Annotated in this window: 22 protein-coding genes; 16 read left to right on the top strand and 6 right to left on the bottom strand. The window is 47.7% G+C overall.

Features of this window, described 5'->3' with window-relative positions; genetic code table 11:
• The first annotated feature begins 10 nt into the window (after positions 1-10).
• From SHD_RS00200 to ttcA, 9 genes are all read left to right on the top strand, one after another.
• Positions 11-187: a CcoQ/FixQ family Cbb3-type cytochrome c oxidase assembly chaperone gene (locus SHD_RS00200; protein ID WP_023265293.1), complete on the top strand. Its 177-nt coding sequence runs from the start codon at positions 11-13 to the stop codon at positions 185-187.
• Positions 187-1155: a cytochrome-c oxidase, cbb3-type subunit III gene (gene ccoP / locus SHD_RS00195; protein ID WP_023265292.1), complete on the top strand. Its 969-nt coding sequence runs from the start codon at positions 187-189 to the stop codon at positions 1153-1155. Before SHD_RS00200 ends, ccoP begins: the two co-directional genes overlap by 1 nt.
• Positions 1156-1265: 110 nt before the next feature.
• The gene (locus tag SHD_RS00190; RefSeq protein WP_023265291.1) at positions 1266-1745 is read left to right on the top strand and encodes a FixH family protein; all 480 of its coding nucleotides are present in this window, start codon (positions 1266-1268) and stop codon (positions 1743-1745) included.
• A 22-nt stretch (positions 1746-1767) separates the two neighbouring features.
• On the top strand, positions 1768-4167 hold the full coding sequence (locus SHD_RS00185) for a heavy metal translocating P-type ATPase (protein ID WP_039976891.1): 2400 nt from the start codon (positions 1768-1770) through the stop codon (positions 4165-4167).
• Between the two features lie 20 nt (positions 4168-4187).
• Positions 4188-4400: a cbb3-type cytochrome oxidase assembly protein CcoS gene (gene ccoS / locus SHD_RS00180; RefSeq protein WP_023265289.1), complete on the top strand. Its 213-nt coding sequence runs from the start codon at positions 4188-4190 to the stop codon at positions 4398-4400.
• Entirely contained in the window at positions 4397-5089 is a 693-nt protein-coding gene (locus tag SHD_RS00175) for a sulfite exporter TauE/SafE family protein (protein ID WP_023265288.1), read from the top strand. The genes ccoS and SHD_RS00175 overlap by 4 nt, the downstream gene beginning before the upstream one ends.
• Before the next feature lie 55 nt (positions 5090-5144).
• Positions 5145-5897, top strand: coding sequence for an electron transport transcriptional regulator EtrA (etrA, locus tag SHD_RS00170; protein ID WP_039976890.1), 753 nt, complete (start codon positions 5145-5147; stop codon positions 5895-5897).
• A gap of 142 nt (positions 5898-6039) precedes the next feature.
• Positions 6040-6972 (top strand): universal stress protein UspE, encoded by a 933-nt coding sequence (gene uspE / locus SHD_RS00165; RefSeq protein ID WP_023265286.1) that lies wholly within the window; start codon positions 6040-6042, stop codon positions 6970-6972.
• Between the two features lie 76 nt (positions 6973-7048).
• Complete coding sequence (gene ttcA / locus SHD_RS00160) at positions 7049-8017, top strand: tRNA 2-thiocytidine(32) synthetase TtcA (RefSeq protein WP_023265285.1); 969 nt, start codon at positions 7049-7051, stop codon at positions 8015-8017.
• Positions 8018-8716: 699 nt separating this feature from the next.
• On the opposite strand, the gene SHD_RS00155 is transcribed toward ttcA, so the two are convergent.
• The 4 genes from SHD_RS00155 to astE form a co-directional block, all read right to left on the bottom strand.
• A complete protein-coding gene (locus tag SHD_RS00155) occupies positions 8717-10312 on the bottom strand; it encodes a dihydrolipoyllysine-residue acetyltransferase (protein ID WP_023265284.1) in 1596 nt (531 codons plus the stop codon).
• A gap of 9 nt (positions 10313-10321) precedes the next feature.
• Entirely contained in the window at positions 10322-11299 is a 978-nt protein-coding gene (locus SHD_RS00150) for an alpha-ketoacid dehydrogenase subunit beta (RefSeq protein WP_023265283.1), read from the bottom strand.
• Between the two features lie 3 nt (positions 11300-11302).
• On the bottom strand, positions 11303-12481 hold the full coding sequence (locus SHD_RS00145; protein WP_023265282.1) for a thiamine pyrophosphate-dependent dehydrogenase E1 component subunit alpha: 1179 nt from the start codon (positions 12479-12481) through the stop codon (positions 11303-11305).
• A 162-nt stretch (positions 12482-12643) separates the two neighbouring features.
• Positions 12644-13678 (bottom strand): succinylglutamate desuccinylase, encoded by a 1035-nt coding sequence (gene astE / locus SHD_RS00140; protein ID WP_023265281.1) that lies wholly within the window; start codon positions 13676-13678, stop codon positions 12644-12646.
• Positions 13679-13956: 278 nt separating this feature from the next.
• On the opposite strand from astE, the gene msrA reads away from it, so the two are divergent.
• Positions 13957-14436 carry a peptide-methionine (S)-S-oxide reductase MsrA gene (gene msrA / locus SHD_RS00135; RefSeq protein ID WP_023265280.1) on the top strand — a complete coding sequence of 160 codons (480 nt, stop codon included), beginning with the start codon at positions 13957-13959 and terminating at the stop codon, positions 14434-14436.
• Positions 14437-14556: 120 nt separating this feature from the next.
• On the opposite strand, the gene pgm is transcribed toward msrA, so the two are convergent.
• Both pgm and seqA read right to left on the bottom strand, forming a co-directional pair.
• Positions 14557-16209, bottom strand: a complete 1653-nt coding sequence (gene pgm, locus SHD_RS00130) for a phosphoglucomutase (alpha-D-glucose-1,6-bisphosphate-dependent) (RefSeq protein ID WP_023265279.1) — start codon at positions 16207-16209, stop codon at positions 14557-14559.
• A gap of 71 nt (positions 16210-16280) precedes the next feature.
• Positions 16281-16832, bottom strand: coding sequence for a replication initiation negative regulator SeqA (gene seqA, locus SHD_RS00125; protein ID WP_023265278.1), 552 nt, complete (start codon positions 16830-16832; stop codon positions 16281-16283).
• 295 nt (positions 16833-17127) lie between these two features.
• Here seqA and SHD_RS00120 point away from each other — a divergent pair, with 295 nt between their 5' ends.
• The 6 genes from SHD_RS00120 (at position 17128) to efp (ending at position 20966) form a co-directional block, all read left to right on the top strand.
• The gene (locus SHD_RS00120; protein ID WP_039976887.1) at positions 17128-17904 is read left to right on the top strand and encodes an alpha/beta fold hydrolase; all 777 of its coding nucleotides are present in this window, start codon (positions 17128-17130) and stop codon (positions 17902-17904) included.
• 101 nt (positions 17905-18005) lie between these two features.
• Positions 18006-18227 carry a DUF2788 domain-containing protein gene (locus SHD_RS00115; protein WP_039976885.1) on the top strand — a complete coding sequence of 74 codons (222 nt, stop codon included), beginning with the start codon at positions 18006-18008 and terminating at the stop codon, positions 18225-18227.
• Between the two features lie 11 nt (positions 18228-18238).
• Positions 18239-18511 (top strand): LexA regulated protein, encoded by a 273-nt coding sequence (gene ybfE, locus SHD_RS00110; protein ID WP_011622798.1) that lies wholly within the window; start codon positions 18239-18241, stop codon positions 18509-18511.
• Between the two features lie 55 nt (positions 18512-18566).
• A complete protein-coding gene (gene fldA / locus SHD_RS00105; RefSeq protein WP_023265275.1) occupies positions 18567-19094 on the top strand; it encodes a flavodoxin FldA in 528 nt (175 codons plus the stop codon).
• Between the two features lie 79 nt (positions 19095-19173).
• Positions 19174-20379 carry an elongation factor P maturation arginine rhamnosyltransferase EarP gene (earP, locus tag SHD_RS00100; RefSeq protein ID WP_023265274.1) on the top strand — a complete coding sequence of 402 codons (1206 nt, stop codon included), beginning with the start codon at positions 19174-19176 and terminating at the stop codon, positions 20377-20379.
• 26 nt (positions 20380-20405) lie between these two features.
• A complete protein-coding gene (efp, locus tag SHD_RS00095) occupies positions 20406-20966 on the top strand; it encodes an elongation factor P (RefSeq protein WP_023265273.1) in 561 nt (186 codons plus the stop codon).
• Positions 20967-21004 lie beyond the last annotated feature (38 nt).

Below are 21004 nucleotides of genomic sequence, written 5' to 3'. Positions count from 1 at the left end.
GAGGCAATATATGGATTACGGCACATTACAAGGTATTTTAACCATCATTGTGATGCTGACCTTCGTCGGTATATTTGCTTGGGCATATAGCTCGCGTCGTCAAAAATCCTTTGATGAAGCAGCAAACCTTGTGTTTTCCGATGAGGAAATTAACAAGGAATCGAAGGACTCAGGAGAGAATAAGTGATGAGTAGCTTCTGGAGTATTTGGATTAGCGTACTCTCGTTAATTGTGATCGCAGGATGTTTTCTGTTGCTACGTGTGTGTTCAAAGAACACCACTGATGTCAAAGAAGGCGAATCCATGGGTCACAGTTTCGATGGTATCGAAGAACTCAATAACCCACTGCCAAAATGGTGGAGTTATATGTTCTATATCACTATCGTGTTTGGCCTAGTGTACTTAGCCCTGTTCCCAGGTTTAGGTAACTACAAAGGTCTACTAAACTGGACCAGCTCTAACCAAAGCATTGGTACAGAGAAAGGAATTAAAGCCGATTCTGCAGCCGCGATTGAGCTGGCAGCAAAAGAAGGCATGTACGTTCAGTACGACCAAGAAGTTAAACACGCTAACGAAAAATATGGCCCAATCTTCGCGGCTTACTTGGCAACACCACTCGAAGAGTTAGTGAAAAACCAAGAAGCGTTGAAAGTGGGCGGCCGTTTGTTCCTACAAAACTGCGCGCAGTGCCATGGCTCTGACGCACGTGGTAGCAAAGGCTTCCCTAACCTAACCGACAGTGATTGGTTATACGGTGGCGATTTAGCCACTATCAAGACCACTATCATGAACGGTCGTCATGGCATGATGCCACCAAAAGGTGGTTTGCCAATCGACGATAGCGAAATTGCAGGTCTGGCCGAGTACGTTGTTAAGTTATCTGGCCGTGAGCACGACGAGAAACTCGCCGCTCAAGGTCAAGGTTCATTCATGAAAGGTTGTTTTGCGTGTCACGGTATGGACGCAAAAGGCAACAAACTCATGGGCGCACCTAACTTAACTGACGATGTTTGGTTATATGGTGGTAGCCGTGGTGTGATCGAAGAAACGATCAAACACGGCCGTGCCGGCGTGATGCCAGCATGGAAAGACGTTCTCGGTGAAGAGAAAGTCCACGTGATCGCAGCTTATGTTTATAGCTTGTCAAACAAGTAATTAGATGTGAGTAACGCTAAGGCCTCGATAACGTCGAGGCCTTTTTTTTAAAGTGCTAAAGCCACCTTTTAACGGTAAAATGGCGCAAATTTTTATTATGGGTATTTAACATGAGCGAACAACAACCCTGGTATAAGCAGTTTTGGCCTTGGTTTTTAATTATTCTTCCTTTGTGTGCCGTCGTCGCAAGTTTTACCACGCTAAAAATTGCCCTCTCGAACTCTGACTCTCTGGTCGCCGAGGATTATTACAAAGAAGGCAAAGCCATCAATATGGACTTGAGTAAGGTCAAATATGCCAAGCAACTTGGCATGCAATGGCAACTCGAACAGAATCACCATGAACTCCTCTTCACTCAACACGGTGGACCTGCCTACCAAGCCGCATTAAAAGTTGAATTTTATCACCCAACCATTGCTGAAAGAGACATTAAGACCACAGTCACCGCCGATGCCAACCATGTGTATCGCATTACTCTACCCGATGTATTAACCGGTGCTTGGGAAGTCCGTCTGGAAGGTTTTGATGGCAAATGGCGTATTCATCAACGTGTCGAACTCAAAGACAACGTCCAATTGTGGTTGAACTAATTGTGGTTGAATGAATATTGCTATGACACATCCAAGTTGTTTTCACTGTAATGAGCCTGTGCTCACTGGGACTCAGTTTGTCACCCGCATTAATGATCGCGATGAACTCATGTGTTGCCCTGGCTGCCAAGCGGTATCTCAAGCCATTGTGGATGCAGGCTTATTAAGCTATTACAAGTTTCGAACCGAGCCCGGCAGTAAACAAACAGCGCTGGTACCTGATGAATTAAATCAGTTTAGTGCCTACGACTTGCCCGAAGTACAGCAGGACTTTGTCCACTCAGAGGAAAATAGTGACTCTGTGTCGCTGTCCATCGACGGCATTACCTGCGCCGCCTGCGCCTGGTTAATCGAACATAAAGTGAAACAACTGCCAGGTGTCAGCCAAGTGATGGTCAACTCCACCACCCAAAGGGCGATGATCAGCTGGGATAAACAGCAAGTTAAACTCAGCGATATTCTTGGGCAAATTAGCCGTATCGGTTATCAAGCTGCGCCCTATCAAGTGGATGAGCAGGAACTGACCGCAAAGCAAAATAGCCGCAAATTCCTACTGCGCTTAGGCTTGGCGGGTTTTGCTACTATGCAAGTAATGATGTTCGCCCTCGCCCTTTATACCGGTTACTTTACCGATTTGGATGTGCAATATCGGGATTATTTCCGCTGGGTGAGCATGATTTTCGCCACGCCCGTGGTGCTGTATTCGGCGCAGCCCTTCTATTTTAGCGCCATTCGCACCCTGCTCAGTGGCAAACTCAATATGGATGTGTCGGTCTCTATCGCCATTGGCGGCGCCTATATCGCCAGTTGCTTTGCCACCGTTAACGGCACAGGTGAAGTCTATTTTGAATCCGTTTCCATGTTTACCTTCTTCCTGCTGCTTGGGCGTTATTTCGAGCAGAAGGCAAGACAAAAAGCCTCCGTCAGTTCCAGCAATCTCCACAAGTTAGTACCATTGACGGCGCACCTGGTCACCACGCAGGGGCAAGAAGAGATCCCCGCTAAAAAATTACGCCTCGGGGATATTATCCTCATTAAACCCGGCGAAATGGTCGCCGCTGACGGCATCGTGGTTGACGGCCACACCAGCATCAATGAGGCCATGCTCACCGGTGAGCAAATGCCGATTGAAAAAACCGTCGATAGCCAAGTGTTTGCTGGCACTATTAACCTAGACCAGCCTATCAAGGTAAAAGTCACCGCCCTTGGGCAAGATCAATTGGTTGCCGAGATTATTCGTCTGCAGGAGTTAGCCTCAAACACTAAGCCTGCCGTCGCTATGCTGGCTGATAAATTGTCGCGTTATTTCTCGGGCACTATTTTATCGATTGCGACGGTCACTTATCTGGTGTGGCTGCAAATCTCCCCCGAAGATGCCTTTTGGGTCACCTTGTCGGTATTAGTGGCCACCTGTCCCTGCGCCCTTGCGCTGGCGACTCCCACAGCTGTCACCTGTGCGACCGCGATTTTTACCCGCCTTGGGATTATTACCCGCAAAGCTGGCGTCTTTGAAAAACTGCCACAAATTAAGCATGTGGTATTTGATAAAACTGGCACCCTCACCTGCGGCACCCTATCGATTGCCAAAGTTGAGTGCCATAACGATTTCACCAAAGAGCAAGCACTAGCGATTGCAGCGGCGCTAGAATCAGGTTCTCGCCACCCTATCGCCGCAGCCTTTGCCAGCTTTAGCCAAACCGATGTAATTGCCGAGCAAGTTCACCATGAAGTGGGCTTCGGAGTAAAAGGCCTGATTAATGGCACCGAATACCGCATTGGTAACGCAAGCTTCACGGGTGCTACCGCCAAGCCCAAGCTTGCAAATCAGCTGATTTGGCTCGCCTGTAGCAACAATGACCAGCTAGATGTCATCGCCACTATTGAGATCCAAGATAATATCCGCGTCGATAGCAAAGAAACCGTCGATATTTTGAAGCAACAAGGTTGCAAGGTCAGTATCGCCAGTGGCGATAGCTCAGGACATGTGCATCAATTGGCTAAAGAACTCGGGATTAGCGATGTCCACAGCGGTCTCACTCCAGCCGATAAACTGGCACTGGTGACTAAATTGCAGCAATCGACACCGGTCGCGATGTTCGGCGATGGTATCAATGATGCGCCAGTACTCGCGGGTGCAGATTTATCCGTGGCTATGGGTAGCGGCAGCGCGATTGCCAAAAACAGCGCCGATCTTATTCTGCTTGGCGATCATCTCTCTCGCTTCACCCAAGCAGTTAAGGTTGCTAAACTGACCACACAAATTATTCGTCAAAACCTCGCTTGGGCATTAGGCTATAACGCGCTGATTTTACCGCTGGCGGTAACTGGGCATGTTGCGCCTTATATTGCCGCCCTTGGCATGTCGGCAAGCTCTTTGATTGTTGTGGGTAACAGTTTGAGATTATTACGAATTAAATTATAACAACGAAATAGGCTTAGGTTATGAGCATCATTTATGTACTAATTCCTATCGCGATGATCTTTGTGTTGATCGCCGTAGCCGTGTTCTTTTGGGCGGTAAAATCCGAACAATTCGATGACTTAGACCGTCAAAGCGTGTCGATTCTCTTCGATGAAGATGCCGATAAACCGAGCCAAGCAGCTAACCCGAATCAAGAGAAAATCACAAGCCAAGACAAAGGCATGCCTCTGTGATTGAGTATAACGTCACAGGCGCATTCCTTGTTGGTTTAATGGGCGCAGCCCACTGCTTTGGCATGTGTGGCGGCCTCGTTGGCGCCTTTTCCTCCCAGCTTCCAAATCCAAAACAGGGCAATCACTTAGCCCATCAACTCACCTACTTATTAAGCTATAACCTCGGCCGGATTTTAAGTTACACCCTCGCGGGCGCCTTAGTTGGTGGCTCATCGGCCATGCTTGGGCACTTATTCGAACTCGACAGTTACCTGTTAATCCTGAGAATAATTGCTGGTGTTATGATGATCGCGACCGGACTTTACATTGCCAAAATCTGGGTGGGGATAGTGCAGATTGAGCGCCTCGGCCAAGTGTTGTGGCGATACCTTAAACCCTTAGCTCAACGTCTCGTGCCCATCACCTCACCATTGCAGGCCATCACCGCTGGATTGATTTGGGGCTGGCTGCCCTGCGGGCTAGTGTATAGTACTTTAACCTGGTCGGTGGCGGCTGGATCTGCTAGTCAAGGCGCCTTGATTATGCTTGCCTTTGGTTTAGGAACACTCCCTGCGCTCTTAAGTGCCGGAGTGGCTGCCAAACGCTTAGCCAATTGGGTGCAGCAAAAAACCGTTAGATTATTGAGTGGCTTACTTTTAATTGCCTTTGGTGCACAAACTTTATATATCGCCCTATCGCAGCTAAACTAGCCCAAGCGAATGAATTGGTTTAACATGACTGCAGTGGATTAACTTGAGAACCGACATGACAATAGAGCAGAATAAAAACCGCCGTCCCGCCGCGAGTGGGTGCACAATTCATTGTCACGATTGCAGTATGGGTACGCTTTGTATTCCGTTTACCCTTAATGCCAATGAGCTCGACCAACTCGACGATATTATTGAGCGTAAAAAACCAATTCAAAAAGGCGAGCAGATTTTTAAATCAGGCGATCCGTTGAAATCCCTGTTTGCCATCCGCTCTGGCACCATCAAAAGTTATACGATTACCGAACAGGGCGATGAGCAGATCACGGGTTTTCATTTAGCGGGTGATGTGATTGGTTTTGATGGTATTCACGCTCAGTCCCATCAGAGTTTTGCCCAAGCCTTAGAAACCTCAATGGTGTGTGAAATCCCCTTCAATATTCTCGATGAGCTTTCAGGCAGTATGCCCAAGTTACGTCAACAAATTATGCGCTTAATGAGTAATGAAATCATGAGCGACCAAGAGATGATTTTACTGCTCAGCAAGAAAAACGCCGAAGAACGCCTCGCCGCGTTTATCAGTAATCTTGCTAACCGTTTTGGCAACCGTGGTTTCTCCCCTAAAGAATTCCGCTTAACCATGACACGTGGTGACATTGGTAACTACCTAGGTTTGACGGTAGAAACCATCAGCCGGTTATTAGGCCGTTTCCAAAAGTCAGGTTTGATTGAAGTCAAAGGCAAATATATCACCATAGTTGACCACCACGAACTCAATCTCTTGGCGGGTAATGCCAGAATCGCCAGATAAGTCACCCCCTCCCACATTAGTGCTTTGAACATGGCAAATTATGCGCTAGGCACTGGTTTTGAAAAGAGTTTTGATCTAGAACAATACAGATAATTGCCAAAGGCTCATGATGAACATGAGCCTATGACTAAAGGAACATGTTATGAAGGATTATCAAAAAATACTGGTAGTAGTCGACCCCACGACAGAGAATCAAGTTGCACTCGCCCGAGCTGTTACCTTGGCCAGTAAAAGTAACGCCCATGTGACTGTGTTTCTGTCTATTTTTGACTTCTCCTATGAAATGACATCGATTCTATCGAGCCAAGAGCGCGAAGCTATGCGCCAAGGCGTGATTGATCAGCGCCTAGCGTGGATCCAAGATCTGCTGGCTGCTTACAACCATTTGCAACTCGATATAGATACTCAAGTGATTTGGCATAATCGCCCATTTGAAAGCATTATTAACCATGCGATTGCCGGACAATATGATTTGATCGTTAAGGGCACCCACGCCCACGATAAGTTAAAGGCGGTGATCTTTACTCCAACCGATTGGCATTTGATGCGCAAAGCGCCTGTACCTGTGTTGATGGTCAAAGATCATGATTGGCCAGAAGCGGGTAAAATCCTCTGCGCCGTCAACGTGGCGACTGAAGATACCGATCATCAAATGCTGAACGGCAAGATTATCGAACATGCCAAGGATTTAGCCGCAAAATTTGCAGCCGAAGTGCACTTAGTCAATGGTTATCCAGGTACACCGGTGAATCTTGCTATTGAACTGCCCGATTTTGATGCACAAACCTATAACGACACTATTCGCATGCAGCACGAACAACGAGTGCAATATCTGGCCAATGCCTACGGTATTGATACCCTGCACTGCCATGTGAAAGAAGGTTTACCAGAGGATGTTATCCCTGAGCTTGCCGAACAGCTTGATGCTGAGCTGGTGATTTTAGGCACTGTCGGTCGGACTGGATTCTCGGCGGCACTTATCGGCAACACCGCAGAGCATGTAATTGATAGCATTAACTGTGACTTATTAGCCATTAAACCCGATGGTTATAAATCGCCGCTTGAAGAGGCGTAACGCACGCCGCTCTTTACCCCGCCTTCGATAGCTGGAATAATACGCGCCCTGAAACTGAGTTACTGGGCGCTTTTTTATGTTGCAAGCTATGTCTGAAGTTACGGCGAGTCAAATGCCTGAAGAATTATCAAAAAAACAAACTACCCGTCTGAATAAATTACAGAAGCGTCTACGCCGTGAAGTCGGTAGTGCCATTGCCGACTACAACATGATTGAAGATGGCGATCGTGTTATGTGCTGTTTGAGTGGCGGTAAAGACAGCTATGCCATGCTTGATATTCTGCTTAATCTGCAGCAACGCGCACCTGTGCAGTTCGAAATTATTGCCGTTAACTTAGATCAAAAGCAGCCTGGTTTCCCTGAACACGTGCTGCCCGCCTATTTAGACAGCTTGAATGTTCCCTATCACATCCTCGAGAAAGACACTTACTCGATTGTGAAAGAGAAGATCCCTGAAGGCAAAACCACTTGCTCGCTGTGCTCACGCCTGCGTCGCGGTACCCTCTACGGCTTTGCTCAGCGCATTGGTGCTACCAAAATCGCGCTAGGCCACCACAGAGACGATATTATTGAAACGCTATTCCTCAATATGTTCTACGGTGGCAAGATGAAAGCTATGCCACCTAAGTTGCTTTCAGACGATGGCGCAAACGTAGTTATTCGCCCACTCGCCTATTGCCGCGAAAAGGATTTAGAAGAATATGCGGAATTGAAAAAATTCCCCATCATCCCATGCAACCTTTGTGGCTCGCAGGAAAACCTCAAGCGCCAAGCTGTGAAAGACATGCTTAATCAGTGGGATAGACTCTATCCTGGCCGTATTGAAACCATTTTCACCGCCATGCAAAATACCGCACCTTCACAGGGTGTTGACCGTGAGCAGTTTGACTTTGTGTCTTTGAAGCGCGATCCCAACGCACCGATGAAAGGTGATGTGGCCGAAGCCGATTTACCTGCGTTTGACTTTCTGGATATCGCCAACAGCGGCCATATCGATTTAGATGCGGCAAAACGCATCAATATCGTCAACGTTTACGAAGCGTAAACGCAACACAGCTAGAAAAGCCCATTTATGTGGTACGCTTGCCAGTTATTGAAGGCCTAATCGCTTCGTGATTAGGCCTTTTATCCCCCCTTGAATAGCTTCGTTTCGGTAATACAAAACTCTTCGCCAACTTCAACATTTTGGGGTTCGTCCTGCTGCAACCTTGGGAAGCATTTATCATTGGCTGACGATGAAAATTGACGCGGCTTTGAATCCCTGCCAATGAATGAGCCATTTGGAGTCCAAAAGCATCGCCCGTTACGTCTGCTTGATTAGTGCTAAAGTTTTGCTTTTTAACGTGAGTGCTACTCGGCTGAAAACTGATGGAATCTTATTAAATATCTGTTCATTCAGCGGGAGTTAAACGGGCTTTAGACAAGGCAAAGGCTGGCACTCTCGAAAGCCTTAAACGCAGTATAAAGCATGTTCAACCCCGCCCTTCGGGAGACTCACTGACATCTCACTCCTGTGTTACATTGACTTAAAAGGGAATCACCATTTCTTCGTCAATGCGCCTTGGATTGAGATGCCTGTGAGGCTCTGAACTGATTAGATATTTAATGTGATTGGTATTAGAAGCATAAAAAATCCGAATGCTGTTATACACTCGGATTTTGGCAGTATGGAAAAAACAGTCAACTGTTCATTTAACGATAAATGGTTTTGCAGGATTGGCTGTAAGTATCGGCTGAAAGCCGATTAGCGCATGGCTAATAGCATATCCTGCGGCTGCTCAAGGTATTGTTTCCAAAGGTTACAGAAACGGGCAATGGTGCCGCCATCGATTACACGGTGATCCCCAGACCAACTCACTTGCATGATCTGACGCGCTTCCACTTCACCTTTCGCATTAAAGCGAGGCAAGGTTTGTAACTTACCTAATGCGACAATCGCGACTTCCGGTTTATTGATAATCGGCGTTGCGACTGTGCCACCCAATGCACCGATATTCGAAATCGAAATCGTGCCTTCTTTAAGATCTGCCGGCGCCACACGGCCGCTACGGGCGGCATTGGTTAAGCGAGTGATTTCGGCAGCCACCTCAAGGATGCTCTTATCTTGCACATCCTTCACGTTTGGTACCAATAATCCCACCTTAGAGTCGACCGCCATACCTATGTTATGACGCGCCTTGTAGGTGATTTCCGTACAATCAGCATTCACTTGGCTGTTAAGCACAGGGAACTGCGTTAAGGCTAACGACATGGCTTTCATAAAGAATGGCATCATAGTCAGCTTAACTTCGTCGGAGGAATACTTGGCCTTCATGCTTTCACGCAGTGCGACTAGGTCAGTCAAATCAAACTCTTCGCAATAGGTGAAGTGAGGAATGGTTGATACCGATTCCACCATCATTTTCGCCATCACGGCTTTCACGCCACGGATAGGTTCAACAATGTCAGCCCTTACAGAGCTTGCCACAGCGGTAGATACGGTCGATTGAGCCACAGTTGAGGCTACCGCCACTGGCGCAACGGCAGGCACTGCGCCGCCTTGCGCTTGGAAGCGAGTAATGTCTTCCTTATACACACGGCCATGTTTGCCACTACCAGGTACACGACTTAAATCGATATCTAAGGCACGTGCCATACGGCGAACAGCTGGGCTGGCTAAGGCTTTGCCTTGGCGAGCAGGCTCCGAGGACACCGCCACGCAAGCTGCTGGTGCAGCGGTATTCGCAGCGGTGACACTTGCTTCCTGTACATGGCTGACTGGCGCACTAACGCCGCCTTCAACCTCAATCGCAAATAGTGGCGCATGGACTTTAGCTAACTGGCCCTTACGGTAGTGCAATTTGACAATCTTACCCGCTTTGATGGCGGGAATTTGCACTAGGGCTTTATCTGTCATCACATCGGCGATGGGTTGGTCTTCAACCACAGTATCGCCTTCTTGTACGAGCCATTCGACCAGTTCGCACTCAACAATGCCTTCGCCAATATCGGGCAGCAGAAACTCTTCCACGCTAGTACCCGCCACGCTGGCTTGGCTTGCGGATGTTTGCGTCGCTGTGTGTGCTTGAGGTTGAGACGCTGCAACAGGCGCAGCTTCGTCAGACTCAATCTGCACGGCATAAAGCGGTGCATGCACCTTCGCGATATCGCCTTTGGCGTAATACAGCTTGGTCACAACTCCTGCAAAAGGCGCTGGAATTTGCACTAAGGCTTTGTCTGTCATCACATCGGCAATGGGCTGATCTTCAACAATCGTATCGCCCTCTTGCACCAACCACTCAACGAGTTCGCACTCGACAACGCCTTCACCAATGTCCGGCAAAATAAAATCTTTAATCATACCGGACTCCTAGAAGTTCACTGATGCCTTAATGGCTTCAAAGGTCTTGAGCGCATCGGGCATATATTCTTTTTCGTGGACCAGTGGATATGGGGTATCTAGACCACATACACGGCTGATGGGGGATTCTAAATACAAGAAACACTCTTGCTGAATCGTGGCGGCGATTTCACCCGCAAAACCACCCGTTAATGGCGCTTCGTGGTTGATCAGTAAGCGGCCGGTCTTCTTCACAGAATCGGCAACTGTATCTACATCCCAAGGAGCGAGTGTACGTAAGTCAATAATTTCGCAGGAAATCCCCTCTTTTGCCGCCATGTCTGCCGCCTTTTCGATGATTTCCATCTGTGCGCCCCAGGCCACTAAGGTGATATCTTTCCCTTCACGCACCACTTCGGCTTTACCCAGCTCGATTTCATAATCGCCCGCAGGGACTTCACCCACAGAAGCACGGTATAAACGCTTCGGCTCGAAGAACACCACAGGGTTTTTATCGCGAATAGAGGCTAATAATAAACCTTTGGCTTGCGCAGGATTACGCGGCACAACCACTTTTAAGCCTGGGGTTTGGGTAAAATAGGCTTCTGGCGATTGCGAATGGTAATGACCGCCCGCAATACCTCCACCATAGGGTGTACGGAACACTAGGCTTCCCACGTTAAATTCATTACCGCTGCGGTAACGGAACTTAGCAGATTCATTCACTATCTGATCGAACGCAGGAAAGATGTAATCAGCAAACTGGATTTCCGCTACGGCAGTCATACCATTAGAGGCTAAACCGTTAGCAAAACCCGCAATGCCTTGTTCAGTCAGCGGCGTGTTAAAGCAACGGCTACGACCAAACTTTTCCTGTAAACCAGAGGTTGCGCGAAACACTCCGCCGAAGTGGCCAACGTCTTCACCAAACACCACCATGCGTTCATCAGATTGCATGGCGATTGACAAGGCCTCATTGACGGCCTGTAACATATTCATTTCTGCCACGGCTTATAGCCTCCCTGCACTTTTGGGATAGGATTGCGGATATTTCTTGATGTGTTCTTTAAGCTCACTCAACTGCTTTTTCAGCGCTGGCGTCGGCTTGTCGTACACGTCTTCAATAATCTCATCCAGCATAGGGATAGGTAATTTTTCAGCGACTTTAACGGCGGCTAACACTTCTTCACGGTACTTTTCGTAACGCTGAGCATCATCGGCCTCGGCCAACCAGCCTTTGTTGATTAACCACAATTTGAAGCGTTTGACCGGATCATGTTGTTGCCATTTCGCCTCTTCTTCTTTTGAGCGATAACCAGAAGGATCGTCAGAAGATGAGTGGGCGCCGAGGCGATAAGTCATGGCCTCAATCAACACGGGGGCATTGTGCTCAATCGCATAGGCACGCGCTTGTTGCGTTGCCGCTAATACCGCCAGCATATCGTTACCGTCGACACGAATGGTGTGCATACCGTAACCCACACCGCGGCTAGCAATACCGTTACCGGCAAATTGCTCTTCAGTTGGGGTGGAAATCGCATAACCATTGTTACGGCAGAAGAAAATCACCGGGCATTTTAACACCGCCGCCATATTCAAGCCGGCGTGGAAGTCACCTTCAGACGCAGCGCCTTCACCGAAATAACAGACGGCAACATTACGTTTGCCCTGCATTTTCAAGCTATAACCGACACCTGTCGCTTGCGGAATTTGCGTAGCCAGTGGCGATGAAATGGTTTGGTAGTTTAACGCCGCACAGCCATAGTGGATTGGCATCTGGCGACCTTTACCTAAGTCCTTCTCATTGCTGAACATTTGGTTCATAAACTGCTCAGTGGTAAAACCACGGTAACGCAGCGCCGCATGTTCGCGATATTGCGCGAGGATCACGTCCTCAGCGTCCAGCGCCGCGACACTACCAACGATCGCCGCTTCTTCACCTGTACAGGTCATATAGAAGCTGATCCGCCCCTGACGCTGCGCGCCTAACATACGTTCGTCGAGTACCCGCGTGAATACGCAAGTATCGTAAATTTTGGTGGCTAAGGCTTCATCTATTACAGGCAAAACCGCGGTTTCATAGGTAGTGCCGTCTGCTTGTAGAATTCGAAGGATAGGAATGTGAAGCGATGCCTTATCCAAGAAGCCGACACGGTGCACTGTATCAGTGTTGAGTGTTGCTTTGCTCATATTGTGCTCTTGTTATCTCGTTACGCCATGGAAAATCCACAACGCCTAATTTATACGAATATGCCGGATGAACATTACGTTAACGTAAACTACCTATCAACCGTTGGCACAGTTCAAACGACAACTAATCCCCTGTGGGCATGTATATAATGCTTTACAAAACTAGCGAACATCTGGCGCGACTGAAGGGATCAGGCATATCACAGTGCGATTGCCGATGGGCACCTTAGCATTAGGGAAAACAATCGCTTCAAATTCCTGTTCGACTTTAATTTCCTGTCCACCCTCTCGGGCCAATACAAAGCCTTTCGGGAACGATCGGAAGTTTTCGACATCGGTCGCGAAGGTAAATTCAAAATCATCAAAATGTTTGTTAATCACCCGACACACTTGATACAAATTCACCTTATTCGCCGAGAATGGCTCAAGCGCTAAGGGTTTGTCTGTGATAAGGCGCATAAACATCTCTTGGGCGGCAATAAAACGCGTCATATCGTTTTGCCCCATGGGATATACCTTACCTAATTCAATGGTAAAGGCATCGGCGCCATACTGCTCGGAGGAAAAATAACTAAAGGTCGTCGTCGGCTCGTGGTGAAATAACACGGTATCCACGCCACTGGCCGCTAAAAACATGATTTGCTCAGCGCTGTAAGCCCGACCGGGACGATAGGGATAAATCGCAAACTTTTCGTGTTTTGAAGCACGCATCGCCGTGTGTAAATCGTAGTGGATGCGCTGGCGCCCTGCGGCTGCGCCCTTAAAGAAGCGGTCTACATAGGCTTCTAATTTTTTCGCCCGTACCCGCTCTGGATTCACTAATCCCGGCGGATTTGAATGCTCACCACTAAAGAGACGATTCATATTCTCGTCGATAATACGAGTGCCATTATTAATCGCTAAAGGGTTGCCAATAAGAAACAGCGTGCGTTGTTTGGCGATGATTTTTTGTTGGAGAAGCTGTTTGATTAAGGTATTGCAGAGTTCGATGGGGGCGGTTTCATTACCGTGGACACCGCAGGAGAGAATGACATCCTTACCTTGGGCTTGTGCTGGCTCAAAAACGATGACCCCCGTGTCCCACACCTCGACTCGGGTATGTTCCCCTAAGGTGAAACTAAACTCATCCCCGAGGGTTTCAGGATTGGCGAGGGTCAGCGCGAGAAAATCCTTCGAATCTAACAGAGCTTGTAACACAGAATTCTCCTTAAAATAGCGTGTTAGAGACGGGAGTGATGGCAATAACTACCTGTTTCATTGCACTTATCGTTACCCGCCTTAAAAAGCGCATCCATACTAACACAAGTTTTTGGGCCGTTACTCTGTCATTCTGGTCAAACAAGCGCATTTCACGGCAAAACAACAGCATCTTAGCCACATTTGGTCGACATAGGATTAATTTTGTCGACACACTTGCTTTTAGGCATGAGTTTTATCACAATCCTTAGCCATCTAGACTTCTATCAGGATTTATCATGGCGTTAGCAACTTTCGGTGCCGGCTGTTTTTGGGGCGTGGAGTATTTCTTTAGACAAGTCAACGGCGTGACCAACGCGACCTGCGGCTATATGGGTGGCAATAACGAAGCGACCACCTATGAGGAAGTCAAAAAAGGCAAGACAGGTCATGCCGAAGTCGTGCAAGTGGAGTTTGACCCTGCGATTGTCAGCTACGACGAGTTATTGGATGTGTTTTGGAAGAACCACAACCCGACCACGCTCAATATGCAGGGCGGCGATATCGGCACTCAGTACCGCAGTACCATTTTCTTCCACGACCGTGAGCAAAAAGCCGCGGCCGAAGCCTCCAAACTGGCCTTTGCCCGCTCGGGCCGCTGGGGATTACGCCACATAGTGACTGAAATCGTGCCTTTACAGCAATTCCATGTCGCTGAGGAATATCATCAAAACTATATCGATAAGAACAACTTACCAAGTTGCCATCTCGAGTACTGATCATAACCATTTAGCATCCGAGTGAGCAGCTTTTGCTTCTCATCGCTGTCAATAAAAACGCACCCATAGGATTTCCATGAGTGCGTTTTTTATCTGTAAAGAGAATGCGTAAACGCTAAATCAAGCGCTTAGCGCCTTATCAATCAAGGCCTGTGCGTCTTTAATGATATCGGCAAGATGCTGCTCACTGATAAAGCTCTCACCGTAAATCTTAAATAACGCCTCAGTACCCGACGGCCGCGCCGCGAACCAACCATTGGCCGTCGTCACTTTGATGCCACCTATCGAGGCATTGTTACCTGGGGCGTGGGTTAATACGGCATCAATCTTCTCACCCGCCAGCATAGTGGCGTTTAAGGTTTCGGCATTAAGCTTGGCAAATTTTGCTTTGTTCTCAAGGCTAATCGGACTGTCGATACGCTTGTAGAAGCTTTGACCGAACTGCGCCACTAATTCTTGATGGCGTTGCCCCGGCGTCTTGCCAGTAACCGCAAGCATTTCGGCCGCAAGCAGCACCAGAATAAAACCGTCTTTGTCGGTACACCAAGTCGTGCCATCACGGCGCAGGAAGGCGGCGCCCGCACTCTCCTCACCGCCAAAGGCAATAGTCGCCTCAGCTAGCCCATCGACGAACCACTTAAAGCCAACGGGGACTTCGAGTAATTTTTTGCCGTGGAAGGCACAGATTTTATCGATAAGCGCGCTCGATACCAGCGTCTTGCCGATAGATAACTGCTCGCTCCATTCAGGTCTGTGGGTCAGCAGATAATCAATCGCGACCGCTAAATAGTGGTTAGGATCCATCAGCCCCGTGCCCGGACACACAATACCGTGTCTGTCGTAGTCAGGGTCGTTACCGACACATAAATCGAAGGATTCTTTGTGGGCCAGTAAACCTGCCATCGCATAGGGCGAAGAGCAATCCATGCGGATCTTGCCGTCTTTATCCAGCGACATAAAGCTAAAGCTTGGGTCGACCTTATCATTAACTAAGGTGATATCGATGCCATAGTGCTTGGCAATCGGCGCCCAATAATGGATACCCGAACCGCCTAATGGGTCAACGCCCAATTTCAGCTTAGCCTTGGCGATAGCGTGCATATCAACCACATTGACTAAATCCGCCACATAGGGGTTAATCAAATCGATGGCATGCACATAACCCGAGGCTAACGCGTCGGCATAGGTGAGCTTATTAACGCCCTTCAGTCCTGCGCGCAGGTAATCATTGGCGCGGGATTCAATCCATGCAGTAATATTGCCTTCGGCCGGGCCGCCATGGGGAGGATTGTACTTGATGCCACCATCCTGCGGTGGGTTGTGAGATGGGGTAATAATCAAACCATCGCTTAAGGCTGCACCCGTCAGCGCCGCTTCACGATTGGCGCAAATAATCGCATGGGACACCACTGGTGTTGGCGTAAAACCATCATGTTGCTGAATATTGACAGTCACCTTATTGGCCGCTAACACTTCAATCGCCGACACGTAGGCTGCATAAGACAAGGCGTGGGTATCGATACCTAAAAATAGCGGACCGTCGATATTCACCGATTGGCGATAATCCACCACGGCCTGGGTAATCGCCCAAATATGGTCTTGGTTAAAACTTGCTTGAAACGCAGTTCCGCGGTGACCCGAGGTCCCAAACGTCACGCGTTGCTCGGCAGCATCCACATTAGGTTTGATGCTGTAATAATGGCTCATCAGCTTTGGAATATTCACCAGATCCGTCTGACTCGCGGTTTGTCCTGCCCGTTGATGTATTGCCACCTGATCCTCTCCTACTGGAAAATCGGTTAATTAAATGGAAACGCCGCATCATTGCGGCGTCGATAAAGGCGTTATACGCGTTCGGCAATGCCGTTGGCGATTTCGGCATCGCAACCAAATTGCACTAAGGCTTCGACTAAAATCGCTCGTTTTTTGGCGGTGTTATTGTTGGTCGTCACCCAAAATCCGGTATTACCGATTTCCTTCGGGTTGGCGGTAGCACTCGCCTTGAGTAATTCTTCCCGAGAGCGCGCAAAATAGAGGCGATCGCGACCTTGGATCTGTAAAATTTGCGAGAATTGCGCTTGGCTCTGTTGATATAAACTCTCGAGCAAGAATAAGAAACGGCCCACGGCGCCTTTTTGCTGCGCTAACTTATGCTCATCCACCAATTGATTGAAATCGGTCGCAGAGACTAAGGTTTCTACCTGAGGTGCAACCTGTGGCTCAGGCGTCGCCGCCTCTAAACTCGGTTGGCTAATAGCCTGTGGCTGCGTTTGTTCAACCGCATCGATGGACAGGCCGAGTAATCGACGGAGAATGTCAGAGGCGCTCTCACCAATACGTTCCGTTTTGCTGGCAATATGACGATAGAGCTCTTCATCCACTTCGATGTATTTCATAACCTTATTATCCTTTGTTATTCGATAGGCTTAACCGAAAAAGTACACCACAGGCGATCCTCGCAAAGGATCTGTGCGATCGTTGCCCCAGTGTATCTATCTCTATCAATCTGATAAAGCATCATTAATCTAAAAATGCGTGAAATCGCACATCAAATTAGCACAAGCGCGTTAATCGCTGAAAAAGCCAGCAAGTTCGGCGCACTACGCCTCAAAATCGCCTCAAGACTTGTCAAACTTAACCCATTAGGGGCACAATCCGCAGCACTTTATGTACCACAGCACAGGCGACTTCATGAATTTTGCATCCACAGGTCAAGGAGAAGCAGTCCTCCTTATCCACGGACTCTTTGGCAATTTAGATAATCTTAAGGGGCTAGGACAGGTCCTCGAAGCAAATCATCAGGTTATTCGTGTCGATGTGCCTAATCACGGCTTAAGTGAACATTGGCAAGAGATGGATTACCCAAGCTTAGCTAAGGCGATGGTGGCATTGTTAGATGAACTTGCGCTTGAGCGCGCGCATATTGTTGGTCACTCCATGGGCGGCAAAATCGCCATGGCAACTGCCCTTGCCTATCCAGAACGCATCATCAGCCTGGTGGCCGCCGATATTGCTCCTGTTGCTTACAAACCGCGCCATGATGCGGTATTCGCCGCACTCGAAAGTTTGCCACTCGAAGGCCACACCGACCGCCGCTTCGCGTTAGCGCATTTATTAGCGGGTGGCATCGATGAGCCGACCGCGCAGTTTTTACTTAAAAACCTTCAGCGCACCGATACTGGTTTTCGATGGAAGATGAACCTCACTGGCTTAAAAAGCTGCTATCCCAACATCATTGGTTGGCCTAATCAAAAGCACGAAACACAGCAAGTCTTTAACGGACCGAGCCTTTTTATCCGTGGTGGCGACTCCAATTATGTGACCGCCGAGCACCGCGATGAGATCATGCGCCAATTTCCCGCGGCGCAGGCCAAAACATTAGAAGGTTGCGGCCATTGGCTACATGCCCAAAAACCGGCTGTTTTTAATCGAATTGTGTCTGAATTTATTGACAAACACTCAGTGTAAATGACAATGATTCTCGACCTAAATCATATAGCCGACACCTTGCTGATGTGATATATTCGCGCCTCTTTTAGCCTTAGAAGACTCTAGAGGACTAAGAAAGTATGTTATCTCAGTACATGGAACAAATTGAAACCATCGGCCTGAACCTGTTTTTTGCCGCGATATTTTTCTTTATCGGCATGGCCATCCACGATGTGCTTAAACAAGGTAATGTGCCGAAATTTGGTCGATTTATTGTGTGGTTAGTGTTATTTCTCGGCTGCGCCGGGTTTATTGCAAAAGGTATTATCCAGATGTCCTGGGAAGGTTCAGGCGTCGGTTAAACAATAAGAACATGGCAAAAGAAGCAACAGATAGAACTACCATTGACCTTTTTGCCAATGAAAAGCGCCGGGGCCGCCCACGTAGCAATCCTTTGTCCCGTAGCCAGCAACTTAAGGTCAATAAGCGCAACCAGATCCAGCGGGATAAAGCCAAAGGATTAAAGCGAATAGAGTTAAAGGTGTCACAAGATTTATATGACGCCTTGAATGAGCAGGCATTGGCCAGTAACATCAGCCGAAGCCAGTTAATCGAATTAATTCTTCAGCAAAAAATAGAATGCTGAGCAATCGATAGCAGCAAGATTAACGTATAAGTGAACTAGACATAAAGGATAGACAATGGCAACTGTAGGTCTTTTTTTCGGTAGCGACACAGGCAACACCGAAGCTGTCGCCAAGATGATCCAGAAGAAACTGGGTAAGAAAATGGTTGAGGTGAAAGATATCGCCAAGAGCACCAAAGAACAGATCGCAGAATATGACCTGCTGCTGTTCGGCATCCCAACCTGGTATTACGGTGAAGCGCAGTGCGACTGGGATGACTTTTTCCCTGAGTTAGAACAGATTGATTTTACTGACAAACTGGTTGCTATCTTCGGTTGTGGTGACCAAGAAGACTACGCAGAATACTTCCTCGATGCCATGGGCATGATAGGCGATATCGTTCAAGCCCGTGGCGGTATCATCATCGGCCATTGGCCAACTGCTGGTTATAATTTTGAAGCCTCTAAAGGTTTAGTCGATGACGACCACTTCATCGGTTTAGGAATTGACGAAGACCGTCAACCCGAGCTGACAGAAGAGCGTGTTGACGCTTGGGTTAAGCAAATCTACGAAGAAATGTGCTTAGCTGAGTTAGAAGATTAAATTTATTACCGTAAAAAAAGCGGCCTAAACGCCGCTTTTTTTATGCTTATTTTACGTAATATCAAAAGTGATAACTCCGATGACAACATACCACCAAGATCGACACTGGGACATCTTCTGCACTGTCGTCGATAACTACGGCGATATCGGTGTCACTTGGCGTTTAGCCAAACAGTTAGTCAATGAATATCAGATCCCAATTAATCTTTGGGTCGATGACTTAAACAGTTTTTCGCATATTTTACCGAGTCTTGACCCAAAGCTTAACAGCCAAGTCTTTAACGGCGTCACCATCAATCATTGGACAACACCCCTGCCCGTGGCATTTGTGCCTGGTGCAGTATTAATTGAAGCCTTTGCTTGCGAATTACCCGAAGCAGTAAAACAACAACTTACAGCACTGCATATTCAAACGCCTAAATCTGTGCCTTTATGGCTTAATTTAGAGTATTTAAGTGCAGAAGATTGGGTTGATGGCTGCCATGGTTTACCGTCGATGCAAGCAAGCGGCATCAAAAAGTATTTCTTTTTCCCGGGCTTTACACCTAAAACGGGTGGACTGATATGTGAGCGGGAACTATTTGCCGAGCGCGATGCATGGCAGCGGGATAGCGCAAATAAATTGCAATTATTTGAACGGCTTGGCCTTAAGGATATTCAAGCACAAGATACTGTCTATAGCGTCTTTAGCTATGAAACGGATTCTCTGCCCGCGTTATGCGAGCTCTGGCAAGCCAGTGCAACAAGCGATGACAAAATCCATGCTCTCATTCCCAAGGGACGCAGCTTAAATAGCTTACAACACTTATTGCCCTGCAAGGTTGATGAACTCAGTCCTGGGCAGCAAATTAAGCTTGATAATTTGACCTTGCATATTTTGCCAATGACGGACCAACAAGGGTTCGATCGCCTGCTGTGGAGCTGCGACTTTAATATTGTTCGCGGAGAAGACAGCTTCCTTAGGGCACAATGGGCTGCTAAACCTTTCATTTGGCATATTTATCCGCAAGAAGATGATTATCATCTCATAAAATTAGAAGCTTTTATTAAACTTTACTGCGATAATCTGCCCCCTAATATTGCTGATACTTGGTCTAAATTGAATGTTGCATTTAACCAAGGTGAGCAATCTGCCGTGAAGAATCACTGGCAAAACATTAATCCAGTCAGTTTGCCACTCTTGCAACATGCTAAAGATTGGCCAATTGACGCAATAAATGCTGCAGATCTTGCGACTCGGCTAGTCCAATTCGTGAAAAAAAGCTATGATGCTGCGCTGATATAGAAAATCGACATATAGGAAATTGTGTAATGAAAACTGCTCATGAAGTCCGTCCTGGTAACGTGATCATGTTTGAAGGCAGCCCATGGGTTGTACAGAAAACAGAAACAACTCGTTCTGGCCGTAACGCTGCTATCGTTAAGTTAAAGCTGAAAAACTTACTGCTTAACTCTGGTACTGAAACCACTTTCAAAGGTGAAGATAAGTTAGAAGACATCATCCTAGATCGTCTGGATTGTACTTATTCTTATTTTGCTGATCCTATGTATGTGTTCATGGATGCAGAATACAACCAATACGACGTAGAAGCTGAAAACTTAGGTGATGCAGCAGCTTACATCGTTGACGGTATGGAAGAAACTTGCCAAGTGACTTTCTACGAAGGCAAAGCAATTTCTGTTGAAATGCCAACCACTATCGTACGTGAAGTGATCTACACTGAGCCATCAGCTCGTGGCGATACTTCAGGTAAAGTGATGAAGCCAGCAACTATCACTGGTGGCGGTACAATCAGCGTGGCTGACTTCGTTAAAGTTGGCGACAAGATTGAAATCGACACTCGTACTGGCGAATTCAAGAAGCGCGTATAATCGCCCTTCCCAGTCCCAGATAAAAAAGCCAGTGCCTG

The sequence above is a fragment of the Shewanella decolorationis S12 genome (assembly GCF_000485795.1).
Lineage (GTDB): Bacteria > Pseudomonadota > Gammaproteobacteria > Enterobacterales > Shewanellaceae > Shewanella > Shewanella decolorationis.
Note: the sequence above shows the minus strand (reverse complement) of the source record. Positions and strands in the feature narration are given on the sequence as shown.